Genomic DNA, 20,590 nt, shown 5'->3' with positions numbered 1-20,590 from the left:
ACAACGCAGGCTAAGGGCGCGGCGTGGGTGTGGCTAGCAGGTTCTGCAGGATCCAGCCGCTCAACTCGCGGCCGGGCAGGCGCACATGCAGCCATAGCTGCCCGCCGGCTTCGCGGGGCGCTTCGGGCAGCAGCTCCACCGCCTGGCCGTTCAAGATCGTCGTGATCGCCAAGCCGGCCGGCTCCTCACGAATGAACACGCCACTGCCTTCGGCTTTGATGATCACCAGCACCGGCGTGGGGCTGGGGCTGGGGGTTAGCGTAGCGGTGCGCGTGGGAGTGCGCGAGGGGGTGAGGCTGGGCCGGGGCGTGGGGGTGACCGAAGCGGTCAGCGTGGCACTGGCGGTGAGCGTGGCGCTCGGCGTCAGCGTCGGCAGGCCGATGCGCGCCCCAAAGGCTGCGCCCGCCCCGGTGAAGCCGATGAAGGCCAGCACGCCCACCAGCAGCAAGGCCGCACTGAACGAATAGCCATACCAAGCCGGCGGGCGGAAGCCGGCCGCCGCCAGGGCAATCGCCCCGCTAAGCGTAGCCACGGCCAGGTGAATGGCAAACACCACCAGGCCGTGCGGCCACAGACCTGGCTGCCCACTGCTCAGGCCGAAGCCAGCCACCGCCAGCGGGATGTACAAGCCATAACTGAGCAGCAGGCTGGGCGCCTGGGCGGGCTGCTGGCGAATCAGCAACGCGGTAGTGAACGCGCCTGCCAGGGCCATGCTTAGCACGCCCGGCCAACTGAGTAGGGCATGCAGGCCGGCCACGTTGTGCCCATTGCCCGCAGCCGGCAGCCAGCCCGCCAGCAGGCCGGCCAGGAAGACAAAGCTACCGGCGATCAGGAGCGCGCTCAGATTGCGCACGAAATGTTTGCTTGAACCGAGCGCCGCGCCCAGCGCCACCCCGGCAGCCGGCGCCATCAGCGGGGCTAGCAAGGCGGCCAGCACCAGCAGGTAAGGCGAATCAAGCACCACGCCGAGGCCGATCAGCAGCCCGGCCAGCAATGAGTACAGAAAGAAATCAAAGGTGGGCGTGGTTTTACGCGCCAGCGCTTCCAGTGCCTGGCTGCGTTCATCCACGCCCAGCGGGCCGAACAGGCTGCGGCGCGCATGGCGGCGGCGCGCCGCCGGCAGTTGCGGATCGTCTTCGGGTTGTGTTTGCGTTGGAGGCAGGGTCATTGTTTTGCGTCAAACTGCATCTGGCGGTTATTATACAGGAGTGAAAATTCGGATTGTTTTCCTGGCGTTGCTGTTAAGCGCCTGTTCGTTTGGTGGGGCGCAGCCCACCCCCACGCTGGCTTTGCCCACTGCGCTGCCCGCCAGCCCTACGCCGCCACCCGGCATCGTCTTACTGGTGGCCCCGGATGCAGCTGACGCCAACTTGGCCGAAGTGAATCAGGCCGCGGCCAGCTTTGCCGCCGCGCAGGGTCTGGTGGTGGAGACGCGCAGCGCCATTACCGCCGCCGAGCTGCCGGCCAACCTGGTGGCCCTGCTGCTGATGGCGCCGGACCCGGGGGCAGAGGCGCTGGCCGCCGCGGCGCCCCAGGCGCGCGTGGTGGCGATTGGCTTTAGCCCGCAGACGGCACTGGCCAACCTGGCCAGTGTGACCGCTGGTGGCACGGCCGGCAGCCAGGATGCGGCGTTCATTGCCGGTTACATGGCGGCGCTCAGCGCGCCGGATTGGCGCAGCGGCATCTTGTATAGCGCAGCCAGCAGCGACCTTGTCGACGCGTACCGCGCCGGCGCCACTTACTTCTGTGGCGCCTGTGTACCTTCCGGCCCGCCTAACAGCCGCTATCCGATCGCCGCCCAGGCTGCCGCAGCGGATAACTGGCAGGCGGCGGTGGACCAATTGATGATCGAGTTTGTGCGCGTGGTGTACCTGGCGCCTGAGATGGAAAACAGCGGCGCGGCTCAGTATCTGGCCACCTATGGGGTCACGCTGCTGGGCAGCGGCGCCCCGCCGCCCGAAGTGGCGGGCAGTTGGATCGCTTCGCTGAACGCCCAGAGCGGCGCCAGCCTGCAAACCCAGGTGGAGCAAGCCCTGGCCGGGCAGGTGCCCAGCGCGCCGGCGGGCGTAACCGTGGAGCAGCTCAACACCAGCCTGTTCAGCACCGCCCGCCTTGAGACGGTGCAAACGGTGATCGCCGACCTGCTCAGTGGGGCGATTCGCTGGGAAGGGCTACCCTAAAAGGTTAAAAAATTCCGCGCCCTTCCGCTCGTCATTTACACTCGATTTGCTTAATGATAGACTCGCGCGCAACCCTAAGAACTGAGGTGTTGCGCTCACGCGCCAATGCCTCGCTAGACCCTTCCAGGAGGAAGAGAGTATATGAACAAGAAGCTTTATTCTTTGTTCGGCCTGCTGACCGTGGCCGCCCTCGTGTTGGCTGCCTGTGGCGCTGGCGCCCCGGCGGCTACCGAAGCTCCGATGGTGGAAGCTCCGGCTGACACCGAAGCCCCGGCGGACACTGAAGCCCCGGCTGAGACCACGGCCCTGATCTGTCAGGTAACTGACACGGGCGGCATTGATGACAAGTCCTTCAACGCCACGGCGTACAAGGGTGTTACCGATGCGGTCACTGGCCTGGGTGTCGAAGGTGCCTACCTCGAATCGCAGGAGCAGTCTGACTACGAGACCAACCTCAACGCGTTCATTGAGCGTGGTTGTGACTTAATCGTCAGCGTTGGTTTCCTGCTGGGTGATGCCACCTACGCCGCTGCCGATGCCAACCCCGAGCAGAAGTTCACCATCGTGGACTACCCCTACACTGTGGACGAGTCCGCTCGCCCGAACCTGTCGGGCCTGCTGTTCGCCACTGACCAGGCCGCCTTCTTGGCGGGCTACGTCGCCGCGGCCAACAGCCAGACCGGCAAGGTTGCTACCTTCGGTGGTCTGCAGATCCCCTCGGTGACTGCGTTCATGGACGGTTTCTGGTACGGTGTGCAGTACTACAACGAACAGCACGGCACCAGCGTGCAGGTTTTGGGTTGGGACGCCACCACCCAGACCGGTGACTTCGTGGGCAACTTCGAAAGCACCGATGACGGCCGCACCCGTGGTGAGACCTACCTGGACGAAGGCGCGGACATCATCATGCCCGTGGCTGGCCCCGTGGGTCTGGGCACCGCCGCTGCCGTGCAGGAACGTGGCAACGCCTGGATCGTCGGCGTGGACACCGACTGGACCGTCAGCGCCGCCAACTACACTGACATCATCCTCACCTCTGTGTTGAAGAACATGGACGTGGCGGTGTATGGCCAGGTTGAGGCTGTGCTCAATGGCACCTTCGCCGGTGGTTCCAACTACATCGGTACGCTGGCCAATGAAGGCGTCGGCATTGCTGGCAGCTTCACTGACCTGCAGGCTGAGCTGGATGCGATTGTTGCTGGTATCAACGACGGCAGCATTCAGACCGCCCCGGCCGCTCAGTAATTCGCGAGCCTAACGCAAGTAATAAAAAAGCCCCGGCAACTGCCGGGGCTTTTTTATTAGCCGCGGGCCACCAAAGGAAGCATGTTAGAATCGCGGCGCTTTTCCCAGCCCATCCAAACGTTGAGGTATGCATGACTCCAGTGCTAGAGCTGCGCGGGATTACCAAACGCTTTCCCGGAGTATTGGCAAACGATCGGATTGACCTTTCCCTGAACGCCGGGGAGATCCACGCCTTGTTGGGCGAAAACGGGGCCGGTAAATCGACCCTGATGAACATCCTCTATGGTCTGTATCAGCCGGATGAAGGCGAAATCTTCATCCGCGGCCAGCAATTGGCGCTTCATTCACCCACGGATGCCATTCGCGCCGGGGTGGGCATGGTGCACCAGCACTTTATGCTCATCCCCGTCTTCACCGTCACCGAGAATGTGATGCTGGGAGACGAAACCACGCGCTACGGCGGCGTGCTGGACCGTGAGGCCGCGGCGCAACGTATCCGCGAGATCTCCGAGACCTACCAACTGGCCGTTGACCCCGATGCCTATGTGGCGGATCTCTCGGTGGGTGTGCAGCAGCGTGTGGAGATCATCAAGCTGCTCTACCGCAACGCCGATATCCTGATTTTGGATGAGCCCACCGCGGTGCTCACGCCGCAAGAAGCGGACGAGCTGTTCAAGATCCTCAAAACGCTGACCGAACGTGGCAAATCGATCATCTTTATCTCGCACAAGCTGCGTGAAGTGCTGCAAACCGCTGACCGCATCACCGTCATCCGCCTCGGCAAAGTGGTGGGCGCCACCACCCCCAAGCAGGCGGATGAGGCCAAACTGGCGGCGATGATGGTGGGCCGCGCGGTGGATTTGCAGCTCGATAAACGGCCGGCCAAACCCGGCCCGGTGCAGCTCAAGGTGGCTGATCTGCAAGTGCAGGATGACCGCAACCACCTGATGGTGGATGGCGTCAGCTTTGAATTGCACCAGGGTGAGGTGCTGGGTATTGCCGGCGTACAGGGCAATGGCCAGACCGAGCTGGTGGAAGCGATCACCGGCTTGCGCCCTGCGCTTTCCGGGCAGATCACCTTTGCCGGCGAGCACGACATTACGCGTGCCACGCCGCGCCAATTCACCGAGATGGGCAGCGCCCACATCCCCGAAGACCGCCAGCAGGATGGCCTGGTGCTGGATTTCTCGGTGGCCGATAATCTGGTGCTCAACACCTACTACCAGCCCCCGTATGCCAAGGGCATCATGCTGCAGGAGAAGCCCATGCAGGCCAATGCCGAGCAGATGATCGCCGATTTCGACATCCGCACCCCCGGTGCGCAAACTTCGGTGGGCTCGCTTTCCGGCGGCAACCAGCAGAAGGTGATCGTGGCGCGTGAACTCTCTCGCCCGGTTAGCCTGGTAGTGGCCTCACAGCCCACCCGCGGCTTGGATGTTGGCTCGATCGAGTACATTCACGGCAAGCTGCTCGAGAAGCGTGATGCCGGCGCGGCCGTGCTGTTGGTCTCCTCGGAGTTGGATGAGATCATGCAGTTATCTGACCGTATCGCGGTGATGTACCGCGGCAAGATCGTTGATATTGTTGACGCCAAGACCACTGACAAGACCCACATTGGCTTGTTGATGGCTGGCGTGCGCGCGCAGGCCAGGAGCTAAACACAGGCATGGCACAGAAGAAGAAAACCACGCGTACCTCGAAGACGGCCAAGCAAACCGCGGCGGCTAAAGGCAAAGCGGTGAAGAAGACCGCCAAGCAATCCGCGGCGGCCAAGGGCAAAGCGGTGAAGAAGACCGCCAAGCAAGCCGCGGCGGCCAAGGGCAAAGCCGTCAAGCAGACGCCCGGCCGCCCTCAAACTACCCCGCCGGCAGCGGTCAGCCCGCAGCCCAAACCAGGTGGCTTTGCCATCTTCCTGCAGGAGCTCAGCGCATCGTCCTGGCTGGTGACCGCCCTGGCGATCATCACTGGCTTGCTGCTGGGCGGCCTGATCGTGGCGCTGACCACTGAGGCGATGTATACCGCCTGGGCCAGTTCCCCGATCGAAGCGATCAAGGTCGGCTGGCAGGCGGCCTGGAGCTCATATGCCGCCCTGTTCAGCGGCGCCATCGGCAGCCCCAAGGCCATGCTGCAGGCGTTGTTCAGTGGCGACGGTGCGGCCCTGATGGTCTCGTTGCGCCCGCTGCTGGAGAGCCTCACCAAGTCAGTACCGTACATTTTTGCTGGCCTCTCTGTAGCGCTCGGCTTCCGGGCCGGGTTGTTCAACATCGGCGCCGAAGGGCAGTTGTTCATCGGCGCGGCTGCCGCGGTGTGGGTCGGCTTTGGCGTGACTGGGCTGCCGGCCTATATTCACCTGCCGCTCGCATTGGTGGCTGGTGCCCTGGGCGGCGCGTTGTGGGGCTTTATCCCCGGCTTGCTTAAGGCCAAGACCGGTGGGCATGAAGTCATCAACACGATCATGATGAACTACATCGCTTTTCGTCTGAGCGATTATTTGCTGCGTGGCCCATTGCAACGCCCCGATTCATCCAACCCGATCAGCCCCTTCATTCTCGATACGGCTAAGCTGCCGCGTTTGTTTGAGAGCCCCATTCGCTTCCATCTCGGCTTCTTTGTCGCCCTGGGCGTTGCCTACCTTGTGTGGGTCTTGCTGTTCAAGACCCGCTGGGGCTTCGATCTGCGCACGGTGGGCGCCAATCCGGATGCGGCGCGCTATGCTGGTATGAACATCGTATGGGTCACCATCGCCGCCATGAGCCTGGCAGGGGGCCTGGCTGGACTGGCAGGCGCCAACGAGGTGCTGGGCGTCAACTACAACCTGGCCGCCGCATTTTCCTCAGGCTACGGCTTCGATAGTATCGCCCTGGCGCTGCTCGGCAAGAGCCACCCCCTGGGCGTAGTGCTGGCAGCCCTGCTGTTTGGTACTCTGCGCAATGGCGCCATCCAGATGCAGCTATTCGCAGGCATTCCCATCGATATTATTTCGGTGATGCAGGCCATCATTCTGGCCTTCATCGCGGCACCGGCCATCATCCGCACTGTGTATCGCCTACGCCAACCCAGCGAGGCTGACCAGAGCCTGCGGGTACGCGGCTGGGGAGGTTAACGTGACGGCGCAAACTGCAACCATGAATAAAAGCGGAGTGCATGTCTCCAACACCCGCCGCATCGTGATGGGCCTGATCTTCCTCGGGCTGGCGGCGATCATTTGGTTTTTCTTTGGCAGCGGGCTGGATACAGATACGGTGACCACCTTCGGGCTCAACTCCGGCGGTGCCACGGCCCAATTGCCTGATTGGGTGTTCAACACCCTGGGCACGCTGCATGTGCTGGCCGGCGTAAGCGCCGCGATTGGCGCCTTCCAGTTGGCGCGTGGGTTCGGCAAGCGCACCAACCTGGTGCTCGGCCTGGTGGTGGGCCTGTTCCTGTTCGCCTTCCTCTCCTGGGCGGCCGCCGGCGCTTCGCTCAACCTGGCCGGGCTGCTGCGCACTACTTTGCAGCGCGCCGTGCCGATCACGCTGGGCGCCCTCTCGGGCATTCTGTGTGAGCGCGCCGGCGTGGTCAACATCGCCATCGAAGGCATGATGTTGGCCGGGGCCATGATGGGCGCCCTGGTGGGCAGCCTGGCCAACAACTGGGCCGGCCTGGCCGCTGGCATGCTCACTGGCGCCTTCCTGGCCCTGATCCATGGCGTGCTTTCCATCAAATACAAAACCGATCAGATCGTCTCCGGCACGGTGATCAACATCTTCTCCACCGGCATGACCTCGTTCATTTCGGCCAAGTTCTTGCAAAAGTATCAGGATCTGAACAACCCGGCGATCTTCAAGCCGATCGAAATTCCGCTGCTGTCCAAGATCCCCTTCATTGGGCCGATCCTGTTCACGCACAACATGTTCATGTACGCCATGTTCATTTTCCTGTTCGTATTGCAATTTGCCCTGTTTTACACGCGCTGGGGCTTGCGCATGCGCTCGGTGGGTGAGCACCCCAAGGCGGCAGACACGCTGGGCATCAATGTGATTCGCACGCGCTACATGGCGGTATTGCTGGGCGGCTTGATGGCAGGTTTCGCCGGTGCCTACTTCACGCTCGGCTCGGTGGGGCGCTTTGACGAAGTGATGACCGCCGGGCGCGGGTTCATTGGCCTGGCGGCGATGATCTTCGGCAACTGGAACCCGTTCGGCGCGTTTGGCGCCGGGCTGCTGTTTGGCTTTGCCGATATGCTCGCCTCACGTCTGGCCATTTTGGGGGTGCGCATTCCGTCCGAATTTATGCTGATGGCTCCCTACATCGCCACCATGGTGGTGCTGGCCGGCGTGGTTGGCCGCAGCCAGGCGCCCGCCGCCGACGGCAAACCGTACGACAAAGAATAGCCGCTGCCTTGCACTCGAAACGAAGAGAGGCGCTACGGCGCCTCTCTTTTTTTGCAGCGCATAGGCCAGATATAATCCCCCGCTGAGGTTGCCATGCGATACCTACTTAAACTTGAAGAAGCGGCACTTTTTGCATTGATGCTGTTCGTCTATGCTGGCATGGGTTTGCCGTGGTGGTGGTTTGGCGCCTTACTTTTCGTGCCGGATCTTTCGGCGATCGCCTACCTGGCCGGGCCGCGCATCGGCGCTTTTGCCTATAACCTGTTCCATCATCGTGCGCTGGCCGTGTTGCTGTTGATGCTGAGTGTGCCGCTGGACTCGCTGCCGCTGCGCCTGGCCGGGCTGATCCTGTTTGGGCATGCCAGCCTGGATCGCGTGCTGGGGTACGGGCTCAAGTATCCGGATTCCTTTCAAAATACGCACCTGGGGTGGATCGGCGGCCAGGCCGGCACGCGGAGGCAGCCATAATCGGTTTCAGTCTTGACCAGGTGACGGTTACCTACAATGCCGAGCCGGTCTTTAGCAACCTCTCGTGGGAGATCCACAAAGATCGCTGTGTGGGCCTGATCGGCATCAATGGCAGCGGTAAAAGTACCCTGTTACGCCTGATCGCCGGAGAGCTGACCACCGAGACGGGCTATGCCAACATGCGCGGCAAGCTGAGCATTGGCTACCTGCCGCAGGAGCCGCGTTTCGACCCGCAGCACACCCTGCTGCAGGAAGCGCTGACCGCACACACGCGCCTGTTCGCGCTGGAGCGCTCGCTGGCCCTGGTGGAGGAGCAACTCGGCCAGCCGGAGGTGTATGGTGACGAGAAGCGCCTGAGCCGCAAGCTGGAAGAGCATGCCCAACTGCTCGAGGAGCACACGCGCATCGGTGGTCCCGGCTATGCCGGCCAGGTGCGTGCCACCTTGCTGAGCCTGGGCTTTGCCGAGCACGAGCTTGACCTGCCGGTCAGCAATCTGAGCGGCGGCCAGAAGAAATTGCTCGGCCTCACCAAGCTGCTGGTGACCCGGCCGGATATTTTGCTCTTGGATGAGCCGGATAATCACCTGGATATGGCCGGCAAGGAATTTTTGGAGCAATACATCCGCAGCTATCCCGGCGGCGTGGTGTTGATCTCGCATGATCGCTTTATGCTCGACGTGGTGGCCGATGAAATTGCCGAGCTGCGCGATGGCAAGGTAACGGTCTACGAAGGTAACTACTCGGAATATGTGGCCCTCAAAGAGGCCAAGCTGCTGGAACAGCAGCGCCAGTTCAAAGTGCAGCAGAACGAGATCGGCCGCCTGGAGCAATCGGCCAAGCGTATGTTGATTTGGGGGCGCTCGCACGACAACGAGAAGCTCATCCGCCGCGCCAAATCGATGATGAAGCGCATCGAGAAGATGGAGAAGGTGGAGAAGCCCAAGGCGGATCCACGTGCAATGAACTTGCAGCTCAAAGGCTGGCGCGGCAGCAACAAAGTGTTGGAGCTTAACGCCATCGCCAAGGGCTTTGATGGCCCGGGGGGCTGGAACCAGGTGCTGCAAGGCTTGGACCTGACCCTGTGGCATGGCGAGCGCGTGGGGCTGGTGGGGCCGAACGGGGCGGGCAAATCGGTGCTGTTTCGTTTGCTGCTGGGCCGCGAGGCTCAAGATGCCGGCGAGATCAAGCTCGGCCCCAGCATCCAGACCGGTTACTACGCACAGGAGCACGAAGTGCTCGACCATTCGATGAGCCTGATGGAGACGGTGCGGCGCGCCGCCAACCTCTCGGAGGCCAACGCGGTCAAGCTGCTGGATAAGTTCGTGTATGACTACCAGCGTATGAACAACCCGGTGGGCACGCTTTCGGGCGGCGAGCGCAGCCGCTTGCAGCTCATCCTGATCATGCTCAGCGGGGCCAATTTTCTGCTGCTGGATGAGCCTACCAACAATCTGGACATTCGCTCGGCCGAAGTACTCGAAGACGCGCTGGCCGAGTTTGGCGGCAGCGTACTGGCCATCTCACATGATCGCTATTTTCTGGATCGGGTGGCCACGCGCATCGTTGAGCTGGAAGATGGCAAGCTGGTGGAATATCCGGGCGGCTATAGCGATTACCAGGCGGCCAAAGCCAAGCTGGAATTGTAGTCAACCCGTCATTGCGAGCGAGTGCAGCGAGCGTGGCAATCTGGTTTTAAAAAAAGCAGATTGCTTCGCTGCACTCGCAATGACGATTGTTTGGATAGTATGTGGTTTCTTCTTTGTATCCTGCTGCTAGACATTTTCTTGCAGTTATGCAAGCGGGGTGAATCCAAAGCACACCCAATCTCCACTGATGCACACAGATATTTAAGGGATAAATAGGATAAGAAATCTGCTTTTATCAGCAGTTAGGCATCTGTGTTTATCTGTGGCTTCTTCGTGTCTGTGCTGCTGGCGAGCTGGGCGAATAGCTTGAGATCCGGCCACAGTACCGCCAACGCCAGCAGCATGCCCAGCAGCATCCCTGCCAGCGCCGCCAGGAAGCCGGGCAGCGGCGCCCATTGCATCACCGCATATAGCGCGGCGGCGCCCAGCAGGCTGCCGGCTGCGGTGCGCAGCAGCGTGCTGCGCGTCTCGCCCAGGCCGGGGTACTGCCGTGCCAGTAGCCACAGCAGCACCAGCGCTTCAAGCGTGAAGGCGACCGTGCCCGCCAGCGCAATGCCGCCGGCGCCCATGCGCCCGGTGAGCAGCGCGGCCAAACCCACGAAGACGAGCGAGTTGATCCCCGCGGCCCACATCGGCGTGCGTGCTTCTTGTTGGGCGTAGAAGGCTCGTGAGCCAATCTCCAGCAGGGCGTGGCCGCTGATCCCCGCCAGGTAGAGGCGCGTGATCCATACGATCAGATCAAGCTCGGCCGGGGTGTAGACCGGAAAGGCGCGCTGCAGCAGCGGGCGCAGGCCGATGCCCAGCAGCAGCGCCGCCGGAAGGGTGAGGGCCAAGATGGTGCGCACTGCGCCGTTGACCGTGTGGGTGAAGCCCGCCTTATCGCCACGCGAAAACAGCTCGGCGATACTGGGCAGCAGGGCGATCGCCAGCGCGCTGCCGATCAGCGTTTCTGGCACCTGCATGATAAACCAGCCCAGGTTGAGCGCGGTGATCGAGCCTTCGGCCAGGCCAGAGGCCAGGTTGTCGCGGGCGACGAAATAGACATGGATGAACAGCATGGTCAGTACGCGCGGCGCCATCAGCACCAGCACCTTGCGCACACCCTCGTTGCGCAACCCCACGATGGGGCGCCAGCGAAAGCCGTAGCGCAGCAAGCCGGGCACCTGAATGCCCAGGTGTAGCAGCGCTCCCAGGATCACGCCCCATACCAAGCCGTGAATGCCCATGTTGAAATGCGGCAAGGCCAGCCCGCCAACATGGAAGGAGCTGCTGGGCGCCAGGATCAGGGCGCCGATGATCTGCCCGATGTTGTACAGGCCAGGCGCCAACGCGGGCAGCAGGAAATGCTTATTGGCCTGCAAGCCGGCCATGGCCAGCCCACTGATCGAAAAAATAATGATGGCGATCAGGTCAAGCCGCATCAGCTCGACCGCCAGGGTCTTTTGCTCGGCGGGAAAGCCCGGTGCGATCAGCATATCGATCAGCCAGGGCGCCAGCAGGGCGATGACGACCGCCAGGCCGGCGGTGACCAAAAATGCCAGGTTGAGGATACGTACAAACAGCTCCCAGGCGCCAGAGCGGCCGCGGGTTTCCAGGTATTCGGCCAGCACGGGGATCAGCGCCACGCCCAAGGCGCCGCCGCTGATCAGCGCCGAGAGCAGATCAGGAATGTTGTTGGCCGCATTGAACACATCCAGTTCATACGAGAGGCCAAACTGGTTGTTGACGATCAACTGGCGCACGAAGGCCAGCAGCTTATCCACCCCAAAAAAGGCGGCGATCAGCAGGGTGGAGCGGGCAAAGTGGCTGAGTTTTCGGTTCATAGGGGCTCAAAATGGATTGTATCGCATGAAGAATTTGACGAAACCTTTTGTTTGGTATAGACTTGTCAGCGTTGGTTCTGCCGGTGGCTCTGCCACTTGGCGGCTTCTGGCTGCGGCTCGCCCCCACCTAACCCTATCCATTCGATAGTTGTTTTCGTTCATCCTATACACGGATGCAGTTTTCGTGACTCGCTGCATCAGGAGCTATATGCGTGGTTACACAAGTTAATCCCGACAATTCGTTAGACCTCAAGCAAGTGGTCAGCCAGAAGCGCCTCCAGGGCGTGATTGGCCTGTTGCAAGGCAATTATGGGGCCTACGCCGTTGCGGTGGTCAGCCTGGCGATCTCAGCCATTGGCCGCTCTGGCGTGTACTTACTTTTGGCCTACTTTGTAGATGATGTGCTCGGCAAGCCCGGCTTTGAGCGCCAGGTGCCCCTGGTGGCCTTGGGCTTTCTGGGCCTGGCTTTGGTGCAGGGCTTCTTTACCTATGTCAGCGGCACGCTGTCTGGGCGCACGGGTGAGCATGTGGCCCAGCGCATCCGCAACTTTTTGTATGATCAGTTGCAGCGCCTGAGCTTTGGCTTTCACGATCGCACCAAGACCGGTGAGCTGATCCAAAAGGTCACCTCAGATGTGGATGCGGTGCGGCGCTTTATCGCCCAGGAAACCATCCAGTTTGGGCGCATCGTCAGCCTGTTTGTGGTGAACTTTGCGTTGCTGCTGTACATCAACACGCGCCTGGCCTGGCTTTCGATCCTGTGCGTGCCGATTACGGTGGGCATGTCGATCTACTTCTTTGGGCGCATCTCGCAGGCCTATGAAGCCTTCCAAAATCAGGATGGGGTGCTCTCGGCCGTGCTGCAGGAGAACCTCAGCGGTGTGCGTGTGGTGAAGGCCTTTGCCCGCCAGCACTATGAGATCGACAAGTTTGAGAAAGAGAACTGGAGCAAATACCTGTTGGGCCGCAAGCTGTTGGTCTGGCACTCGGTCTTCTGGCCGATCTCTGACATCATCACCGGCGCGCAGATGCTATTTGGCTTTTACCTTGGCGCACAGATGACGATCGAGGGCATTTTGACGCTGGGCGATTACATTGCCTACGTCAGCGTGCTGGTCTGGCTGCTGTGGCCCATCCGCAACCTGGGCCGCGTGATCGTACAGATGAGCCAGGGCCTGGTGTCGTTTGACCGCCTGGCCGGCATCATCAAAGAGGATCGCGAGCCGTTGGATGAGGGCGATTACCAGCCTGAGGCGCGGCCGCGCGGCGAGATCGTCTTCGACAATGTGGGCTTTGAATACGAGCCAGGCCAACCGGTGCTGAGCGGCGTGAGTTTCCGCGTGCAGCCCGGCCAAACCGTGGCACTGTTGGGCTCCACCGGGTCGGGCAAATCCAGCCTGGTCAGCCTGCTGCCGCGCTTTTACGATTACACCAGCGGGCGCATCCTGCTGGATGGCGTGGAGCTCAAGCGCTACCCGCGCCGCTACCTGCGCGAGAACATCGGCATCGTGCTGCAGGAGCCCTTCCTGTTCTCGCGTAGCATTCGCGAGAACATTCGCTACAGCGTCTCAGACGATATCCCTGATACGGAGATCGAGCAGGCCGCCCGCGCCGCCGCAGTGCACGACGTGATCCAAACCTTCCCCAAGCAGTATGAGACGCTGGTGGGCGAGCGCGGCGTGACCCTCTCCGGTGGGCAGAAGCAGCGCATCACCTTGGCGCGCACCTTGCTGAAGAACCCCTCCATCCTCGTTTTGGATGATGCCACCTCCTCGGTGGATACCGAAACCGAAGCGGAGATCCGGGCGGCGCTCAAGCAACTGATGGAAAACCGCACCACGTTCCTGATCGCGCATCGCATCCAGAGCGTGATGACCGCTGACCTGATCCTGGTGTTTGATGAGGGCAAGATCGTACAGCAGGGCCAACATGCAGAATTGCTGGCCCAAGACGGTATCTACCGCAAGGTCTTTGACATTCAGACCCAAATCGAAGAAGAAGTCCAACGGGAAGTTGCTTCGGCAACTGAGTAGGAAATCGTATGGAAGATTACACAGAATTTCAAGAAGAAGAATTTTCAACCCGTTTCAACGGGAGCACGATCCTACGCATCCTCGGCCAGTTGAAACCGCACTGGCCGTGGGTGCTGGGCTTCCTGCTGGCGATCAGCGTGGTCTCTGGCCTCGATTCGTACTTCACCTACCTCAACAAGCGCATCATCGATGAGGGTGTGGCACAGAAGAACATTGGCATCGTCATCGAGCTGATGAAGCCTTACGCAGCGTTGCTGCTGGTGCAGGCGGCCGGGGTGTTTAGCTTCGTCTACCTCACCGGCGTGCTGGGGGAGCGCGTGCGCTATGACCTGCGCAAGAAGATGTTCGAGCACTTGCAGAACCTCTCGCTCTCCTACTACAACCGTACCCCGGTGGGCTGGATCATCTCACGCGTCACCTCGGATTCGGACCGTGTGGCCGAATTGGTGACCTGGGGCATGCTGGATACCACCTGGGGCATCATGAACATCATCACCGCCACGTACTTCATGATGGTTATCAACTGGCAGTTGGCGCTGATCGTGTTTGCCTGCATCCCTGTGTTGCTGGTGGTGGCCTCCTGGTTCCAGAAGCGCATCATCAAGGAGTACCGTGAGGTGCGCAAGATCAACTCGCGCATCACCGGCGCCTATAACGAGAACATCACCGGTGTGCGTGTGGTGAAATCGCTGGGGCGTGAGGTAGCCAACCTGCAGGAATTCAGCGGCACCACCGGCGAGATGTACCGCGCCGGCTTCCGCGCCGCCTGGCTCTCGGCCTTGTTCCTGCCCGTGGTGCAGATCATCACTGCCATTTCGCTGGGCAGCATCATCTGGTACGGCGGCATCCAGACCGAGTTTGGCGGCATGACCCTGGGCGGTATCCAGGCCTTCATCGCCTACATGACCTTTATGCTGTTCCCGATCCAGGAAATGGCGCGCGTCTATGCAGAATTGCAGCAGGCCGTGGCCTCGGCGGAGCGCATCTTCTCGATGATCGACGCCCAGCCCACCGTGGTGGATCTGCCGGGGGCGCAAGACCCGGGTAGCCTGCGCGGCGACATTGTCTTTGACAATGTGCGCTTCGCCTACGACGATGCCCCCGACGATGCGGTGCTGAGCGACTTCAACCTGCACGTCAAGCAGGGTGAGAACATTGCCCTCGTCGGGCCGACCGGCGGCGGTAAGAGCACCATCGTCAATCTGATCTGCCGCTTCTACGAGCCCTCGCAGGGCCGCGTGCTGATCGCCGGGCGTGATTACACCGAGTTCAGCCTGCACGGCATCCAGTCGCGCATTGGCATCGTGCTGCAAACGCCGCATCTGTTCTCGGGCACCATTCGCGAGAACATCCGCTATGGGCGCCTGGAGGCCAGCGATGCGGAAGTGGAAGCGGCGGCCACATTGGCCGGCGCGCACCACTTCATCATGGAGTTGGACGGCGGCTACAACGGCCAGGTGGGCGAGGGCGGTACGCTGCTTTCGGTGGGGCAGAAGCAGCTCATCAGCCTGGCGCGCGCCGTGCTGGCCGATCCCGAGATCTTTGTGATGGATGAGGCCACCAGCTCGGTGGATACGCTCACCGAAGCGCTGATCCAGCAGGGCATGGAAACAATGATGAAAGACCGCACCAGCTTCATCATCGCCCACCGTCTTTCCACAATCAAGCGTGCAGATCGCATTCTGGTGATCGAAGGCGGGCACATTGCGGAGATGGGCACCCATGCTGAGTTAATGCGCCAGAAGGGCCACTACTACAATCTCTACACGCAGCAGTTCCGCGAGGAGCTGACGGGCAAGCAAGATCCGTTCCTGGCGGGTAAGCTGGCAACAGCACCCTAAGTGGAACAAAAAACGCCGCACCTGTGAAGGTGCGGCGTTTTTTGTTGGCTAGCGCGAGGCAGCTTACAGCGCCTTGATTGTCTCGGTAAACTCACAAAACATTTAGCTGCTGGATTCGCTTTTGTTACTTCGCACGGCATAATAATCATCTATCCCGTCGCTAAATTCCTGCTCACTCACATCAAAATATGGACCCTTACGAAAATTACGAGCCCCCCGTACCGCCTGAACCCAGCCCCTCGCAGGCGGCTCCCCTGGTGCCTACCCGCCCGCAGCGCGTGGTAACGGCGCCACCCATCACCTCGCGCCAATTGACCGATGCGCCGCGTGGCGCCCGGCGGCCGGCGCCCTTGCCGGCGCCGGAGCGGCCGCGCCGCGGCCTGCGTAGCCTGCTGTTGATCCTGGTGGCTGTGGCCGCCTACTTGTTGGTGCCGTTGCCCAACAACCTGCTGATTCTGGGCATCGACCGCACGCCCGAGGGTACTGACATCGGGCGCAGCGACACGATGATCCTGGTCAGCGCGCGCCCGCTCTCTGGGCGCATCGAGATGCTGTCCATCCCGCGCGATCTGTGGGTCCCTATCCCCGGCTATGGCGAGAACCGCGTCAACGCCGCCCACGCCTTTGGCGAGGGCGCCGCAGCCGGCGGCGGGCCGCGCCTGGCGCTGGAGACGCTGCGCGCCAACCTGGGCGTAGGCATCAACCACTATGTACGCATCCGCCTGGCCGGCTTCCCAGCTGTGATCGATGCCTTGGGTGGCATCAAGATCACGCTGGATGCGCCCACCGCCGGCTATGCGCCCGGCACCTATGTGCTGGATGGTACGCAAGCGCTGGCGTTTGTGCGTGATCGCAGCGGCGATGATTTTTTTCGTATGGCGCACGGACAATTGTTCATTGTGGCCATGGGTAAGAAGATGCTCAATCCGGTGGAGTGGTTGCGTATTCCTGCAGCGTTGGTGGCGCTGCATCAAGCCGTGGATACCAATCTGCCGCTGTGGTTGTGGCCGCGCCTTGCTGTAGTGTTTTTGCGTGCCATCGTGTTTGATGGCTTGCATGCCGTTACTTTGCCGCGTGAAGCAGTGACGCCGTGGGTTACCAGTGGTGGCGCGCAAGTATTGCTGCCCAATTGGGAATTGATTCTGCCTATCGTGCGTGAGATGTTTGGAATTTTTTAATCGCGCGTGCAACAAAGAAAAAATCACTGCGCGTTAAATTTTTTCGCAGAAAAAATAAAAAAATTTGAATGCAGTGCACTTTTTGACATTTTTTGCACACTGAAAACATTTTTCGTACATTTTTGAACGCAGTTTTGCACACGATTTATACATGCAACACCCTATACTTTTCTCTATAACCCTAACTGTTCACACAGTTAGTGCAACCGTGGAAGGAGAAATACACGATGGCTGTTGCAAAGAAGAAAGTCGCAAAGAAGAAGGTTGCCAAGAAGGCCGTTAAGAAGACCATGAAGAAGACGGCCAAGAAGGCGGTAAAGAAGACGACCAAGAAGGCCGTCAAGAAGACTGCCAAGAAGGCCGTCAAGAAAGCCACCAAGCGCTAGGCTTTCCTCAACGGAACAAAGAAGCGGTGCCTAGGCACCGCTTCTTTGTTTAACATGCGTAATAATACGAGCATGAGCCATATTGACCCGCATCTCCCGTTAATTGATCTGCACCGCCATCTCGATGGCAGTGTGCGTTTGCAAACCATCCTCGAGCTCGGCCAGCAGCACCATCTGGATCTGCCCGCCTGGACCCTGGAAGGCCTGCGCCTGCATGTTCAAGTAGCCGATATCCAGCCAGACATTATGGAATTCATCGCTCGCTTCAAATGGATGATCGGCGTGATGGTGGATTACCCCGCCGTAGAACGCATTGCCTATGAGAATGTGCTCGACGCCCAGGCCGAAGGCATTGATTACATTGAGTTGCGTTTCAGCCCGGCCTTCATGGCCAGCGCACACGCGCTGGAACCGGCCGGCGTGTGCGCCGCGGTGGCGGCTGGCGTGCAGCGCGGCGTAGCCGAGACCGGCGTAAAAGCTAACCTGATCGGCATTATCAGCCGTCATTTAGGGGTGGAGCAGGGCATGCATGAGCTGCAGGCCCTGCTGGCGCACCGTCAGCATTTCGTCGCCTTGGATCTGGCTGGCGACGAGGCCAATTTCCCGGCCCAGTGGTTCAGCGAGCACTTCCGCCTGGCGCGTGAGGCCGGCTGGCAGGTGACCGTGCACGCGGGCGAGGCGGCCGGGGCCGAGAGCATCTGGCAGGCCGTACAGCAGCTCGGTGCCACGCGCATCGGGCATGCTGCCCGCACACTGGACGATCCTGCCCTGGTGGCTCACATGCTGGAGCAGCGCATCGGCATCGAGGCCAACCTCACCAGCAACGTACAGACCAGCACCGTCCCCAGCTATGCAGCGCACCCCTTGAAAGCCCAGTTGGAAGCCGGCCTGCTGGCGACGATCAATTCGGATGACCCAGGAATCAGCGCCATTACCCTGCCGTATGAGTACGAGGTCGCCGCTCCGCAAGCCGGCCTGTCTGATACGCTGATCCACCAAGCCCAGCGCAATGCCCTCGAACTGGCCTTCCTCTCCGCAGAGGAGAAGGCCGGCCTCTTGCAAAAGAAGGAGCTTGTGCAATGAAGATCCTCATTCCCGGCGGCAGCGGCCTGCTTGGCCAGGCCCTGGCCGCCCATCTGGCGGCTAGCGGCCATGCCGTCACGATCCTCAGCCGCGCCCCGCAGCGCTTGAAGCAACTGCCCGCCGGCGTGCAAGCTGCCGCCTGGGACGGGCGTACTGCCGCCGGCTGGCAGCCCTTGGCAGATGCCGCCGATGCTATCGTCAATTTGGCCGGCGCCAGCATCAAGGGCGAGGGCTTTCTGCCCAGCCGCTGGACCCCGCGCCGTAAGCAACTGATCCTGAGCAGCCGCGTCCAGGCGGGCCAGGCGGTATTGGCGGCGCTGCAGGCCGCCCCGCCCAAACCACGCGTGCTGTTGCAAGCCTCGGCAGTGGGCTACTACGGCCCGCGCGGCGATGAGCCCATTACTGAAGAGGCCGCGGCCGGCAACGACTTCCTGGCGCAGGTTTGCCAGCAGTGGGAGGCCAGCACGACCCCAGCCGATGCGCTCGGTGTGCGCCGCGTAGTGTTGCGCACCGGCTTGCCACTCACTATGCAGGGTGGCGCGCTGCCCTTGCTGGTCTTGCCCTTCCGCCTGTTCGCCGGCGGCTGGTTTGGCGATGGGCGCCAGTACTATCCGTGGATCCATGTGGATGACTATGTGGCCGCGCTCAGCTTCTTGCTGACCGATCCGCACGCCCAGGGTGTCTACAATCTCAGTGCGCCGCACCCGCTGCCCAACCGCCTGTTCGCTGCCGCGCTCGGCCGCGTGCTGCGCCGCCCCACTTGGCTGCCCACGCCGCGCATCGCCATGCAATTGGCGCTCGGCGAAGTGGCGACGGTCGTGCTGGATGGGCAGCGCGCCGTGCCGGCACGTTTGCAGGCGGCCGGCTTCGAATTTCGCTATGCCGAGCTTGAGCCCGCCTTGCGTGACTTGTTGGCCTGAGCTGCTTTGACTGGCTCACTAATCAGACGAATTGTTGATACACGTTGAAGATGGGGTTCGCCTGCTGTCCTAGATTATTGTCCGCGCGGCTTCTACACTATGCGTGATTCTTCACAACATACAGGAGCAGCATGGCTACGATTGGTTTGTTTTTTGGTTCTTCCACCGGCAACACCGAAACTGCCGCAGAGCGCATTCAACAGCTTTTGCAGGCCGCCGGGCACGAAGTGAATCTGTTCAACGTGTACTCTGAAGCCGTTAGCAGCATGGAGCAGTTCGATTATCTCGTGCTGGGCATCCCCACCTGGGATATCGGCGAAATTCAAGAGGATTGGAAGAACGTCTGGGATGAGCTCGATGCGCTCAACCTGGCCGGCAAGAAAGTGGCCTGCTTCGGCCAGGGGGACCAGCGCGGCTACCCGGCTACCTTCCAAGACTGCATCGGCCTGCTGGGCCGCAAGGTGCGCGAGCGCGGCGCGACCCTGGTGGGCTTCACTTCTACCGAGGGCTTTGATTTCGACGAATCGCTCGGCGTGGAGGATGGCAAGTTCATGGGCCTCTCGCTGGATGATGACAATCAGCGTGAGCAAACTGAAGGGCGCATTGCTGCCTGGGTGCCGCAGGTGATCGCCGAGTTTGGCATCTAAACGTATACGCACATAAAAAAAAGCCGCCAGCATTGCTGGCGGCTTTTTTGTTTTGCAGGCTTGCTTTGGCTAACGGCGCCGGTTGCCCATGCCCATCACCAGCGATGCGTAATACAGCAATTGCATCACGGCAGAGAACAGCGCGGCAACGTAGGTAAGTGCTGCGGCGTTGAGCACATTGTTCACGCCGCCTTGCTCGTCGGCGCTGGTGATAATGCCGGCCGTGGTGAGCAACTGACGGGCACGCGCCGAGGCGTTGAGCTCGACCGGCAGGGTGGCCAGGGCGAACAGCGCCCCGCCGGCAAACACGATCACGCCCAGCCAGGCCAGCTCAGTAAAGTTGAGCGCAAAACCGATCATCAGCAGGATCCAGCCCAGCCACGAGCCGATGTTGACCATGGGCACGAGGGCGGCGCGTAGGCGCAGCGGGGTATAGTCTTCCTGGTCTTGCACCGCATGGCCGAGCTCGTGGGCGGCGATTGCCAGCGCTGCCACCGAAGTGCTCTGCGCCACGCCCTGCGAGAGGCGCAGCGTCTTGCTGCGCGGGTCGTAGTGGTCGCTCAGGCGGCCAGCCACCTGCTCTACGCGAACGTTCAGCCCACCGCGCTGCGCCAGTTTCTCGGCGGCCTGCGCCCCGGTGAGCCCGCTGCGGCTGGGCACGCGGCTCCAGCGATTGTAGGCCGAGTTGACATACCATTGAGCCAGCATCATCACCAGGAAGGCTGGCAGCATGAAAATCAGGTAGCCTGAGTTAAAGTACATTCTCT

Annotated in this window: 17 protein-coding genes; 14 read left to right on the top strand and 3 right to left on the bottom strand. The window is 61.3% G+C overall.

The window, feature by feature from the left end:
- Window positions 1-10: 10 nt before the first annotated feature.
- Complete coding sequence (locus KF821_03950; GenBank protein MBX3004965.1) at window positions 11-1,168, bottom strand: hypothetical protein; 1,158 nt, start codon at window positions 1,166-1,168, stop codon at window positions 11-13.
- A gap of 40 nt (window positions 1,169-1,208) precedes the next feature.
- Between KF821_03950 and KF821_03945 the strand changes: the two genes are divergently transcribed.
- The 7 genes from KF821_03945 (at window position 1,209) to KF821_03915 (ending at window position 9,912) form a co-directional block, all read left to right on the top strand.
- Window positions 1,209-2,180: a hypothetical protein gene (locus KF821_03945; GenBank protein ID MBX3004964.1), complete on the top strand. Its 972-nt coding sequence runs from the start codon at window positions 1,209-1,211 to the stop codon at window positions 2,178-2,180.
- A 240-nt stretch (window positions 2,181-2,420) separates the two neighbouring features.
- Window positions 2,421-3,425, top strand: coding sequence for a BMP family ABC transporter substrate-binding protein (locus KF821_03940; protein ID MBX3004963.1), 1,005 nt, complete (start codon window positions 2,421-2,423; stop codon window positions 3,423-3,425).
- Between the two features lie 131 nt (window positions 3,426-3,556).
- Complete coding sequence (locus KF821_03935) at window positions 3,557-5,083, top strand: ABC transporter ATP-binding protein (protein ID MBX3004962.1); 1,527 nt, start codon at window positions 3,557-3,559, stop codon at window positions 5,081-5,083.
- 8 nt (window positions 5,084-5,091) lie between these two features.
- Entirely contained in the window at window positions 5,092-6,528 is a 1,437-nt protein-coding gene (locus KF821_03930; protein ID MBX3004961.1) for an ABC transporter permease, read from the top strand.
- A 22-nt stretch (window positions 6,529-6,550) separates the two neighbouring features.
- Window positions 6,551-7,798 carry an ABC transporter permease gene (locus KF821_03925; GenBank protein ID MBX3004960.1) on the top strand — a complete coding sequence of 416 codons (1,248 nt, stop codon included), beginning with the start codon at window positions 6,551-6,553 and terminating at the stop codon, window positions 7,796-7,798.
- A 93-nt stretch (window positions 7,799-7,891) separates the two neighbouring features.
- Window positions 7,892-8,266 (top strand): DUF4260 domain-containing protein, encoded by a 375-nt coding sequence (locus KF821_03920; protein ID MBX3004959.1) that lies wholly within the window; start codon window positions 7,892-7,894, stop codon window positions 8,264-8,266.
- A 20-nt stretch (window positions 8,267-8,286) separates the two neighbouring features.
- Complete coding sequence (locus KF821_03915; GenBank protein MBX3004958.1) at window positions 8,287-9,912, top strand: ABC-F family ATP-binding cassette domain-containing protein; 1,626 nt, start codon at window positions 8,287-8,289, stop codon at window positions 9,910-9,912.
- A 242-nt stretch (window positions 9,913-10,154) separates the two neighbouring features.
- Here KF821_03915 and murJ read toward each other — a convergent pair whose 3' ends face one another.
- A complete protein-coding gene (gene murJ / locus KF821_03910; GenBank protein ID MBX3004957.1) occupies window positions 10,155-11,735 on the bottom strand; it encodes a murein biosynthesis integral membrane protein MurJ in 1,581 nt (526 codons plus the stop codon).
- 212 nt (window positions 11,736-11,947) lie between these two features.
- Here murJ and KF821_03905 point away from each other — a divergent pair, with 212 nt between their 5' ends.
- The 7 genes from KF821_03905 (at window position 11,948) to KF821_03875 (ending at window position 19,823) form a co-directional block, all read left to right on the top strand.
- Window positions 11,948-13,768, top strand: a complete 1,821-nt coding sequence (locus tag KF821_03905) for an ABC transporter ATP-binding protein (GenBank protein MBX3004956.1) — start codon at window positions 11,948-11,950, stop codon at window positions 13,766-13,768.
- 8 nt (window positions 13,769-13,776) lie between these two features.
- Window positions 13,777-15,609 carry an ABC transporter ATP-binding protein gene (locus KF821_03900; GenBank protein ID MBX3004955.1) on the top strand — a complete coding sequence of 611 codons (1,833 nt, stop codon included), beginning with the start codon at window positions 13,777-13,779 and terminating at the stop codon, window positions 15,607-15,609.
- Window positions 15,610-15,797: 188 nt separating this feature from the next.
- Window positions 15,798-16,787: an LCP family protein gene (locus tag KF821_03895; GenBank protein ID MBX3004954.1), complete on the top strand. Its 990-nt coding sequence runs from the start codon at window positions 15,798-15,800 to the stop codon at window positions 16,785-16,787.
- 227 nt (window positions 16,788-17,014) lie between these two features.
- Window positions 17,015-17,173: a hypothetical protein gene (locus KF821_03890; protein ID MBX3004953.1), complete on the top strand. Its 159-nt coding sequence runs from the start codon at window positions 17,015-17,017 to the stop codon at window positions 17,171-17,173.
- Between the two features lie 72 nt (window positions 17,174-17,245).
- Window positions 17,246-18,256 (top strand): adenosine deaminase, encoded by a 1,011-nt coding sequence (gene add, locus KF821_03885; GenBank protein ID MBX3004952.1) that lies wholly within the window; start codon window positions 17,246-17,248, stop codon window positions 18,254-18,256.
- Window positions 18,253-19,176: a TIGR01777 family oxidoreductase gene (locus KF821_03880; GenBank protein MBX3004951.1), complete on the top strand. Its 924-nt coding sequence runs from the start codon at window positions 18,253-18,255 to the stop codon at window positions 19,174-19,176. Before add ends, KF821_03880 begins: the two co-directional genes overlap by 4 nt.
- A 131-nt stretch (window positions 19,177-19,307) precedes the next feature.
- Window positions 19,308-19,823 (top strand): flavodoxin, encoded by a 516-nt coding sequence (locus tag KF821_03875; protein ID MBX3004950.1) that lies wholly within the window; start codon window positions 19,308-19,310, stop codon window positions 19,821-19,823.
- Window positions 19,824-19,892: 69 nt separating this feature from the next.
- On the opposite strand, the gene KF821_03870 is transcribed toward KF821_03875, so the two are convergent.
- Window positions 19,893-20,585 (bottom strand): zinc metallopeptidase, encoded by a 693-nt coding sequence (locus KF821_03870; protein MBX3004949.1) that lies wholly within the window; start codon window positions 20,583-20,585, stop codon window positions 19,893-19,895.
- Window positions 20,586-20,590 lie beyond the last annotated feature (5 nt).

It is taken from the genome of Anaerolineales bacterium (assembly GCA_019637755.1).
Lineage (GTDB): Bacteria > Chloroflexota > Anaerolineae > Anaerolineales > UBA11579 > JAMCZK01.
Note: the sequence above shows the minus strand (reverse complement) of the source record. Positions and strands in the feature narration are given on the sequence as shown.